The sequence below is a fragment of the Streptosporangium sp. NPDC023615 genome (assembly GCF_040640155.1).
Taxonomy (GTDB): Bacteria; Actinomycetota; Actinomycetes; order Streptosporangiales; family Streptosporangiaceae; genus Streptosporangium.
This window is the reverse complement of sequence record NZ_JBFABE010000002.1, coordinates 108,564-118,580: the sequence shown is the minus strand read 5'-3', so window position 1 is coordinate 118,580 and position 10,017 is coordinate 108,564. Positions and strand designations below refer to the sequence as shown.

Here is a 10,017-nt window from a genome sequence, read left to right as displayed (position 1 = left end):
CGCCGGCCCGTCCGGGGGCGGTGCCGCCCGGAGCCCAGGTGACCTCCACGAGCTGCGCGCCGGGCGGCCAGATCCAGCTCAGCACCATCGTGTCGCCCAGCCGGTGGGCGGTCAGCTCCCGTACCGGGTCCACCACGACGAGCCGCGCGGACGCGCCCACCACCGCCCTGCCCGCGCCCACGCTCACGGCGACGAAGTAGCCGCCGCCCGGCGCCGGGTCCGCCGCGCCACCCGCCGTGCCCGCCCCGCCCCGTGCCGGGGCCGCCGCCGCGGTCAGCGTCATCCGGCCCCCGGCCCCCGGTACGGCGACCCCGGCCACCGGCCGCCCGTACCGCTCCACGTCCCGTTCCGGGAGCGACGTCCCGGCGGGCCAGGGCGGCGGCACGTCCGAGGTCCTGATCACCACCCGCCCGGCGGCCGGCGGGGTCCAGGTGATCCTGGCGGCCGGCGGGTCGCCGCCCGCGGACTCGACCGACAGGTCCCGCACGGCCTGCGGCGGGGACTCGGGGGACCCGCCGACGACGACACCCCGCGAGAGCCTGCGGGTGCCGTCGGAGCGCTCGTACGCCGCCTGCACCCGGTAGCGGTACGTCCGCCCGGGGACCACGTCCGTGTCGGCGAACCCGCTCCGCTCGGTCCGCACGGCGGGCCCGTCGCGCCGGTCGAGACGGGTCACCACGGCGTCGACGGCACCCCGGGGCAACCGCCAGGTCGCGGTGACCTCCCGCTCCGCCGACACGACCCGCACGGCGACGACCTCCGGCAGGACGGTCGCCCGGGGGCCCGTGGCGGGCGCGGACCAGATGCCCTCCGTCCGCCCGGCGAACACGCAGTAGTAGAGGTCCTCGGCGGCCGGCGGGGCCTCGTCCACGAGCTCGTTGGAGTCGGTCTCGCCGATCACGACCCCGTCGGCGGCCCCCCTCGCGGGCGCCCCGACCGTGCGCACCACGCGGTGGCGGACCGGGCCGACCCGCGCCGGTCCCGGTGTCCACGCGACCGTGACGTGGCCCTCCCCGGCGCCGACGCGCACCTCGCCGGGCGGGGGCGGCGGCAGCGCGCGCAGCCGGTCGCCGATCGTCTCGTCGTCGGCCGCGATCCGCCAGGCCCGGTCCAGCAGCTCGGCCGCGGCCTCCGGACGGCCCGCCGTGATCTCCCGGCCGGCCTGCTCGCCCCACGCGGCGACCTGCCGGACCCGCTCCTCGATCCGGGCGCGCAGCTCCGGCGGCGCTCCGGCGGGCAGGCCGGGCAGCAGCCGCTCGGCGGCCCGCAGCCTGCCCTCCTGGAGCGCCTCCTGGACCAGGCTCTCCACGCCGGGCGCGCGGACGTCGTGGGCGGCCACGGCGAGCGCCAGCTCCCCGGCCTCCTCCTCGACCAGCCCGAGCCCGGTGGCCAGCGCGGTGAGCACCTTCGGCGGCATCCCGGCGGCGGCCTCGGGCCGCAGGATCTCCACCACCTCCCAGAGCAGCAGGGTGTCCAGCCGGCCCGGTTCCCGCGCCGCCTCGGCCAGCGTCGCCAGCACGCCGTCGATCGCGGTCTTGCGCTCGTCCCTGGCCCGCCCCGCCGCGTCGCGGACCACCGTGGCGATCGCCTCCCCGGTCAGCCTCCCGCCCGTCCCCCGGTCCGGCTCCCCGGTCAGCGGGCTCGCGGTGGTCAGGCGGAACCCGTCGCGCAGCCGGAACCCGCGGCGTACGACGTCGGTGCCGACCACGACCTCGACCGACAGCCGCATCCCGAGCAGGGACAGGGCCGGGCGCAGCGTCCGGTACGCCGGGGGCGCCACGTCGGGCAGCTTCCACGGCCGCTCGACGACCTCCACGCCGTGCCGGGCCAGGATGCGGCGTACGTCGGCCTCCGTGCAGGCGCCCGAGGTCTCGGCCACGAGGTGGTCGAGCGTGGCGCGGCCGATGAGGGTGCTCGTCCCGGCGAGCGCGGCGACCGTGCCGGTCACCCTGGCGGTGGCGGCGGCCACCTGGCGCGTGGTCTCCTCGTTCAGGCCGTCCCACGTGAGCGTGCCCGCCCGCGCCAGGTCCCCGTGCGCGACCATCAGGGCGTCGACGAGCTTGGCGTAGCTCCTCTTCTGCTGCCTGAGCGTCCGCCAGTACGCGACGACCTCCTCCAGGTGCCTCTCGAACGGCTCGCCCCGCAGCGCCTCGGAGGAGCGCAGGGCGTAGCGGGCCAGCAGGTCGGCCGGTGGCGTGCCGCCCCGGGCGCGAGCCGGGTCGAGCACGCCACGACGGTAGGCATCCTTGTCCAGCACGGATCTTCCTCGCCGATTCTCGCGGTCAGCCGTTTCTCGAGGTCAGCCGGTCGCCGCGGTCACTGGGAGACCGCGTACCTGGCGACCGCCTGCCTGGCCTGCTCGACCTGCGACTCCGAGAGGCCCTGGATGCGCACCTCGATGCGCAGCTCCTTGTGCGTCTGCAGCTCGACGGCGTGGACCGTGAGCGTGCCGAGCTCGTCCATGGCGAAGCTGATGTCGATGGGCGAGCCCTTGCGGATCCGGGGGAGGCCGGTGATGGTCCCCTCGCCGATCCTGGCGTTGTCGGCCAGGCCGGCCGACTCGACCGCCCCGGCCTGCTCCCAGATCTCGATACCGATCTCGGTCTGGTTCTCGTACGCGGTGACGAACCGTTCGGAGACCGGCTCGGCGGGCAGGGCGGTGTTGGCCTTGAGGACGTGGCTGACCGAGAAGACCTCCTTGCCGTCGTCGGTGAAGTCGACGACCTTGACGCCGAACGCGCGGGGGACGACGGTCGTCACCCGGCGTCCCGCCAGCATCCGCACCTTCTCCGGCTCCAGCCCGAGCTGGTCGGCGGCCTGCTCGACGGCGCGCTCCACCTCGGCGTCCGAGGCGGCGTCGGCCTCGCCGGGCAGGCGTACCTTGACCGCCTCGATCAGCGCGAACCTGGCCGCGCCCTTGGCCACCGCCAGGTCGGGGTCGTGCAGCTTGGGGTCGAACCCGAAGCGCTGCCGCAGCCCCTCGGCCACCGCGGGCATCCGCACCGAGCCGCCCACCAGCAGGACGTCGTCGAAGCGGTCGACGCCCTGCGCGGCGACGGCGTCCACGGTACGCCTGGTGATCTCGAAAGTGCGGGCGAGCAGGTCCTCGGTGAGGGCCTCGAACTGCTCGCGCGTCAGTTCCACCCGGGCGGTGCCGCCGTCGAAGCGCATGTTGTAGCGCCGCGACATGGCCGAGCTGAGCCCCTTCTTCATGTCCTCGGCGGCGATCGCCAGCTCCTGCAGGAAGTCCTCGCTCTCGGCCGCGGACGAGCCCGGGTTCTCGGCCAGGAAGGACTCCAGCAGGTGGCCGGCGACGCGCTCGTCCCAGTCGGCGCCCCCGAGCCGGTGGTCCCCGTCGGTGTGCAGGACGCGCACGTCGTCGCCCTCCAGCCGGATGACCGTGGTGTCGAAGGTGCCGCCGCCCAGGTCGTACACCAGGATCGTGGAGGACCCCTCGGCAGAGAGCGTCTCGTAGTGCAGCGCGGCCGCCACCGGCTCGGGGATCAGGTTGAGCACGTTGAGCCCGGCGATCTCCCCGGCGTTGCGGGTGGCCTCGCGCTCGGCCACGCCGAAGTAGGCGGGCACGGTGATGACGACGTCGCGCACCTCCTCGTGGGTGTGCTCGGCGGCGGACCGCGCCACCTCCTTCAGGATGAGCGCGGAGATCGACTCGGGGGTGTGCTCGGTGCCGTGGAAGGTCAGGTCGCACTTCTGCCCCATCTGCCGCTTGATCAGCGACACCACCAGGTCGGGGTAGAGCTTGGCCGAGCTCTTGGCGTCCTGTCCGACCACGACGTGGTCGGCCGTCTCCATGTAGACCACCGAGGGGGTGGTCTCCTGGCCGATGGCGTTCTTGGCGACGACCGGCCGGCCGGTGTCGTCGATGTAGGCGATGCAGGAGTAGGTGGTGCCGAGGTCGATTCCGTACGTCGGGTTGTGCGCTGCCATATGTGGTGATCCCCTTGGTCTGTCAGGTCATGTCCGCCGGGTCGCGTCCGTCGGGCACGCCCGTGCGGCCCCGGTCCCGGTCGTGGTCCCCGCCGTGGTCCCGGTCGTCGGCGCGGCGGTACCGGTGGAACCTGGCCCGTACGGGACGCCGGACCCGGCCCGTCTCCCGCTCCACGAAGCCGATCGCCACCACCTCGGCGACCGTGTTGTCGAGGGCCTCGTCCGTCACCGGCACGACCGACACGGCGGTGTGCCGGCCCGCGTCGAACGGCTCTCCCGGACGCGCCGTGAACTCCTCCAGCCCGCACCGCTCCAGCATCAGCAGAGTGTCGTCGGCGAAGCTCGCCAGCAGCCTGCCGTGGGCCGCGTTCGCCGCGTTCGCCGCGCTCGCCGTGTCCGCCGCCTCGCCTTCGCCGTCCTTCGCGCTTTTCTCGCCCCCGTCGCCGGTCAGGCGGGTGACCTCGCGGAGCAGCGCGTCGTGCATCCGGATCAGGTCGGCGACGACCGGCTCCAGGATGGTGCGGTACAGGCCGCCGCGCAGCGCCTGGTTCTCCTCGTGCAGGCGGTCGATCACGGTCTCGCGGTGCGCCGATCTGCGGTTGAACTCGGCGACGGCGCTCTCGATGGCCGCCAGCCGCTCGGCCGCTCCGGGGACCGCCGTTCCCGGGTCCGCCGTTCCCGGGTTCACGGTTCCCGGGTTCACGGTTCCCGGCCCGGCGGCTCCCGGTTCGGCCGTGCCCGCGTTCCCGGCTCCCGGGCCGCCGGCGTTCGTTCCGCCGGCTCCCGGACCGGTCGCCTCCGGGCCGGCCGCTCCCGGATCGGCCGGCCCCCGGTCGGTCGATCCGGGAGCGACCGGCGGTGCCGGATCGGCCCACGGCCCACCCGCGTCGTCCCCGCCCACCCCCGCGTGCGCGGGCCCCTCACCGTTCATGGCTCTCCTTCGGTGGCGTCATCCGAAATACCGCTTGCCAGTACGGCCTTGTTACCGGCGGAAAGCCGATGTGTGATGGGTAACACATTGAACAGCAGAATCCCGGTATGTTCATGAAGAACGCCTCTATTGACCTGAATACGACCGGATGACAGCCATATTCCGTCCACACTGGAGTCATGCAACCACCGGCCCATGAGGAGCTCGTCGCGGATCTCAGATCGCTGCGCGAACGAGGGCTGACGAGGCTGCGGGACACGCCACTGCCCGCCCTCGACGTGGCGGCCGCCCTGTGCGTCCTGCCGGCCCCGGGCGTTTCCGAGGCGTACCGTCCCGCGGCCGTGGAGGAGCTCCTGCGCAGGGCGGTCGCCGCGCTGGGAGGGGGCAACCTCACCGCTTCCGCCGAGCACACGTTCGGGCTGGTGCCCGGCACCCGGGACTGGCCGGTCGGCGAGCGCCGCAAGAGGGCCGCCTCGGTCTACGGGGTCAGCACCGAACGCTTCCGCAAGCACCACGAGCAGCTCATCGCGGACGAGATCGCCGAGGCGATCCTGCGGCTCTGCCTGGCCGCCGGGGCGGTCCGCCCGGCCCACCTGCCGGACGGTCCCGCCGTCGTGCCGCTCGGCCCGGTCACGCTGGACTTCATGCCGGTGGAGATGATCACTGGGGTCGACGTGATCGTCTCCTCGGAGAACGTCTACCTCGAGGCGTCCAAGATCTTCCGCAGGTCGCTGTCGGCCGCGCTGCGCCGCGCCTGCGCCGAGAGGACGGAGTCGGGCGAGCTCGTGGACGACGTCGTCCAGCGCGAGCTCGCGCAGTGGATGCGCGCCCACGGCAGGCCCGGACTGCCCGTGGCCCCCGGCACCGTGGTCGCGACCGGGCCGGGCAGGCTCGGCAGGTCGGGGGTGCGCCGCGTCTACCACGCGGCGGTGGCCGTCCCCAGCGCCGACGGGACCGAGTACACCTTCTCCACCGAGGCCATGGCCCGTGCGGTCGGCAACGTCTTCCGCCTGGCCGAGCGGGAACGCCCGCGCTTCCGGCCGCCGCTGCGGTCGATCGCCCTGCCCCTCTTCGGAGCCGGTCGCGGTGGCCTGGACCCGGCCGAGAGCCTGAGCTGGCTGTGGGCCGCGGTCGAGGGAGAGCTCGACGACCGGGCCCGCCGCGACTGGGACCTGCACCTCGTCACGCACAGCCCCCGGGACGCCGGGGTCATCATCCGCCACTTCGGCGGGACGTGAGGCCGTCCTCTGCCCGGTGGGACGTGAGGCCGTCCTCTGCCCGGCGGTGGCCCGAGGCCGCCGTCCACCCGGCGGCGCTGAGGTCGTCCCCTACCCGCCGGCGGCGGCGTCGAGCCGGGCCAGGACCCGGGCCGACAGGCGCCCCAGCGTCTCCACCTGGCCGGGACCGAGGGCGTCGACGAACAGCTCCCGGACGGCCTGGACGTGGCCGGGGGCGGCGGCGGTGATCGCCCGACGGCCGGCCTCGGTGAGAACGACGAAGGCGCCCCGGCCGTCCTCGGCGCACTCCCGGCGCTCGACCAGGCCCCGGCGCTGCATCCGGCTCAGATGATGCGACAGGCGGCTCTGCTCCCACTCCAGCGCGCGTTGCAGCTCGTACGGGCGCAGGCGTCCCTCGGGGGCGTCGGTGAGGTGGACCAGCACGTCGTAGTCGGCCAGGGACAGGCCGGAGGCCGCCTGCAGCCGCCGGTTCAGCTCGGCGCCGAGCCGTGACTGCATGCGCAGGTAGGAGCGCCAGGCGCGCTGCTGGTCGTCGTCCAGCCATCGGGGGACGGTCATGGGCCCACCTTACGCGATCTACATGACATGTCATCGGGGCGAGGAATGAATGACGCGTCATCCATGTTGGAGGGGGTGCATGACACGTCATCTTCTGATCGGGAGGAACCGGCATGACCATCTCGTCCCTCGCTCCCCGCGTCGACGTCCGCCGCGCCGCCGAACGGGCCGCCACGAAGATCTCCTGGCTGGACTCCAAGCACTCGTTCTCCTTCGGCCGCCACCACGACCCGGCCAACACCCACCACGGGCTGCTCCTGGTCAACAACGACGACGTCGTACGGCCCGGTGCCGGCTTCGAGACCCATCCGCACCGGGACATGGAGATCGTCACCTGGGTGCTGCGGGGCTCCCTGGTCCACCAGGACTCCGAGGGCCACAACGGCGTCATCTACCCCGGCCTGGCCCAGCGGATGAGCGCCGGCACCGGCATCCTGCACTCGGAGAAGAACGACTCCTGGCGGCTCGCGGGCGACGTCCACGACGAGCCGGTGCACTTCGTGCAGATGTGGGTCGTGCCCGACGAGGCCGGGATCGCCCCCGGGTACGAGCAACTGGAGATCGAGGGCGAGCTCCTGTCCGGCGGGCTGGTCCCGGTGGCCTCCGGCATGCCCCGGCACGACGGCGCCGCCGCCATCCGCATCAACAACCGTCACGCCGCGCTGTACGCCGCCCGCCTGGAGGCGGGGCAGGGCGTACGGCTGCCCGAGGCGCCGTTCCTGCACCTGTTCGTGCCCCGGGGAGCCGTCGTCCTCGAGGGCGCGGGGGAGCTGGGCACCGGCGACGCGGTGCGCCTCACCGCCACCGGCGGCCAGAAGGTCACCGCCACCGAGGCCGCCGAGATCCTGGTGTGGGAGATGCACGCCACCGTCGCCGCCTGAGCCACCGGTGCGCGGACCCGGCGGGATGCCGTTTCCGGAAGCCTTGAAAGGCTTTATGGGTCTATTTAAGGTGCAATGGTTAATTTGTCGGTAGAAGTTCGGTGTGAGGTCGTCGCGGGCCGGCCGAATGGCGCGCCTTCACCGCCGTCAAAGGCGCCGATGATGACACGCCGCCTTTCTCGCCGCCTGTCCCCGATGTCCGCCGTCCCGCCGTTTCCGGCGCCCCGCGCGATCGCGCGGGGCGAGACCGGTCGTCCGGGGCGCGGGCCCGGAGACCCGATCCACGACCTGAGCCGGAGGGCCCGGTCCAGGGGCTCGGTCCGCGGCCTCGGCGGGACGCTCACGCGCGGCGGACGCGCGCGGCGGACAAGAACGGGAGACGGTTCTAGCGGATCGCGTACGGACAGGGACGCCGGCGGGGGGCTACCGTCCGTGCATGCGAGCAGCCTCGTCCCGCGCGGTGCGCCTGGCCGCCCCCGTCCTGGCCCCCGTCCTGGCCCTCACCCTGGCGTTCACGCCGGTGGGCGGCGCGTCCCACACCCCCGCGGCCGCGGACACGGCGGCGACCGGGAACACGACCGCGGACATCACGGCGACCGGGAGCACGACCTCGGCCGCGGACGCCACGGCGACCTCGACCTCGACCGCGGCCCCGTCCTCGCTGGCCGTCGCGGCCAAGCGGCAGAGCTGGGTCTTCCGCGACGGCGACGGCCGGGAGGTGACGCTGCGCGGGTTCAACGTGTCCGGCAGCACCAAGCTGTACGAGAACTCGCTGCTGCCGTTCCGCAGCACCGCCGACGCCGCGCGCTCGGCCCAGGCCATGCGCGACCTCACCGGCGCGAACGTGATCCGCTTCCTCATCAGCTGGGAGGGCGTGCAACCGTCCCCCTCCACCGTCGACCGCGCCTACCTCGACAGGGCGGTCGAGCAGATCCGCGCGTTCACCGGCCGGGGCATCCGCGTCCTGCTCGACTACCACCAGGACCTCTACTCCTCGTACCTGTTCAACCAGGGAAGCTGGTACACCGGCGACGGCGCGCCCGAATGGGTGATCAGGGGCGGGAACTACCCCAGGGAGTCGTGCGGCATCTGCCTGCTGTGGGGGCAGAACATGCAGAACAACGAGGCCGTCCGCCGGGCCGCCCACGACTTCTGGCGGGACCGGCGCATCAGCACGGCCGAGGGCGAGGTCGGTGTCCAGGAGGCCTTCCTGCGGCAGGCGGCGGCCGCCATGACCCACATCAGGCAGCGGCTGACGGACGCGGAGTTCGCCTCCGTCATCGGGTTCGACCCCTTCAACGAGCCCTACGACGGGGGGCTGGACGGCAGGAGCGGCGTGGAGTGGGAGAAGACCTACCTGATGCCGTTCTACCAGCGCTTCCGCGCCGCCATGGACGCCTCCGGCTGGGCCGCCAAGCCCGCCTTCGTCGAACCCCTGGTCTTCTGGAACACCGGTTTCTTCGAGGAGGGCGGGTTCACCACGGTCGGCGCCCTCGGCACCCGGTACGTCTTCAACAGCCACTTCTACGACGGCGCCCGCATGACGATCGACCCGTCACCGGCCTCCGACGGGGTGTACGGCGCGGCGATGAACGAGATCCGCGGCCGGGCCCGCACGCTGGCCACCGCGCCCTTCGTCTCGGAGTTCGGCCACAGGCTGTCGGGCAACGGCAGCGACCGCACCCCGTGGATGGTCCGGGCCATGTACCAGGCCATGGACTCCGGGGTCCCGGGCAGGAACTGGTGGGCCGACGCCCCCGCCGGGGGAGAGGTGCTCTCCTCCACCCAGTGGCACTGGGACGTCTACAGCGGACGGCACCGCGAGCCGATGAACCGCAACCCCGCCAAGGTACGGACCGAGGGCGACGCCTGGAACGACGAGGACTTCTCCGTGGTCGCCGCGGACTCCTCGGGCGCCCTGACCACCACCCGGCTGGACCGGGCGGTGCTGGACCGCCTCTACCCCTCCGCGGTCGCCGGCGACGTGCTGGCCTTCACCTACGAGGACCTCGCGCGGTCCGGCCACGGCGGCGCCGGGCAGCAGCGTGCCTGGCTGACCGTCCCGGCCTCCATGCCGAACGTCGCCGCGCTGGTCAGGGACCGGCGGTTCGGCGTCCTGGTCTGGCGCGAGCCCGCCACGGCCCCCGGCGTCCCGACCGAGCTGCACCTGCCGGCGTCCCTCACCGCCGCGACCACCGTCGTGGTCGGTGACGTCGCCACCCGTGTGGGCCTGCCCGCCTCGGGGCCGGCGGCGATCGCGACCGAGACCGGGTCGTCGGCCGCCCACCGCCTGCTGCTGAGGCCGTCCGGCGCGGCACCGGGCACCGTGCACGCGGCCCTGGTCGTCGGCGCGGCCACCGGCCCCGCCGTCACCCCCGCCCAGCTCACGGCCGCCGCGGCCGAACTGGCCGCCTGGAAGGGGCAGCGCTTCCCGTCCTGATCGCGGCCCGGCCGGGGCGGG

7 protein-coding genes are annotated in these 10,017 nt (G+C 73.9%); 3 read left to right on the top strand and 4 right to left on the bottom strand.

From position 1 onward, the window contains the following. The 3 genes from AB0G16_RS01980 to grpE form a co-directional block, all read right to left on the bottom strand. Positions 1–2,257 (bottom strand): hypothetical protein (locus tag AB0G16_RS01980; protein ID WP_362797345.1); only part of this gene is annotated, 2,257 nt, incomplete at its 3' end. Positions 2,258–2,316: 59 nt separating this feature from the next. Further along, positions 2,317–3,948, bottom strand: a complete 1,632-nt coding sequence (locus AB0G16_RS01975; protein WP_362797343.1) for an Hsp70 family protein — start codon at positions 3,946–3,948, stop codon at positions 2,317–2,319. 22 nt (positions 3,949–3,970) lie between these two features. Next, complete coding sequence (grpE, locus tag AB0G16_RS01970) at positions 3,971–4,879, bottom strand: nucleotide exchange factor GrpE (RefSeq protein ID WP_362797341.1); 909 nt, start codon at positions 4,877–4,879, stop codon at positions 3,971–3,973. Between the two features lie 179 nt (positions 4,880–5,058). On the opposite strand from grpE, the gene AB0G16_RS01965 reads away from it, so the two are divergent. Next, positions 5,059–6,117: a hypothetical protein gene (locus AB0G16_RS01965; RefSeq protein ID WP_362797339.1), complete on the top strand. Its 1,059-nt coding sequence runs from the start codon at positions 5,059–5,061 to the stop codon at positions 6,115–6,117. 90 nt (positions 6,118–6,207) lie between these two features. On the opposite strand, the gene AB0G16_RS01960 is transcribed toward AB0G16_RS01965, so the two are convergent. Then, a complete protein-coding gene (locus AB0G16_RS01960; protein WP_362797337.1) occupies positions 6,208–6,675 on the bottom strand; it encodes a MarR family transcriptional regulator in 468 nt (155 codons plus the stop codon). 113 nt (positions 6,676–6,788) lie between these two features. On the opposite strand from AB0G16_RS01960, the gene AB0G16_RS01955 reads away from it, so the two are divergent. Both AB0G16_RS01955 and AB0G16_RS01950 read left to right on the top strand, forming a co-directional pair. Next, complete coding sequence (locus AB0G16_RS01955; RefSeq protein ID WP_362797335.1) at positions 6,789–7,556, top strand: pirin family protein; 768 nt, start codon at positions 6,789–6,791, stop codon at positions 7,554–7,556. Between the two features lie 436 nt (positions 7,557–7,992). After that, complete coding sequence (locus AB0G16_RS01950) at positions 7,993–9,996, top strand: cellulase family glycosylhydrolase (protein WP_362797333.1); 2,004 nt, start codon at positions 7,993–7,995, stop codon at positions 9,994–9,996. The last annotated feature ends 21 nt before the right edge of the window (positions 9,997–10,017 follow it).

Coding starts and splice junctions, on each gene's coding strand:
- AB0G16_RS01975 (WP_362797343.1), bottom strand. CDS start 3,948: ATGGCAGCGCACAACCCGACGTACGGAATCGACCTCGGCACCACCTAC.
- grpE (WP_362797341.1), bottom strand. CDS start 4,879: ATGAACGGTGAGGGGCCCGCGCACGCGGGGGTGGGCGGGGACGACGCG.
- AB0G16_RS01965 (WP_362797339.1), top strand. CDS start 5,059: ATGCAACCACCGGCCCATGAGGAGCTCGTCGCGGATCTCAGATCGCTG.
- AB0G16_RS01960 (WP_362797337.1), bottom strand. CDS start 6,675: ATGACCGTCCCCCGATGGCTGGACGACGACCAGCAGCGCGCCTGGCGC.
- AB0G16_RS01955 (WP_362797335.1), top strand. CDS start 6,789: ATGACCATCTCGTCCCTCGCTCCCCGCGTCGACGTCCGCCGCGCCGCC.
- AB0G16_RS01950 (WP_362797333.1), top strand. CDS start 7,993: ATGCGAGCAGCCTCGTCCCGCGCGGTGCGCCTGGCCGCCCCCGTCCTG.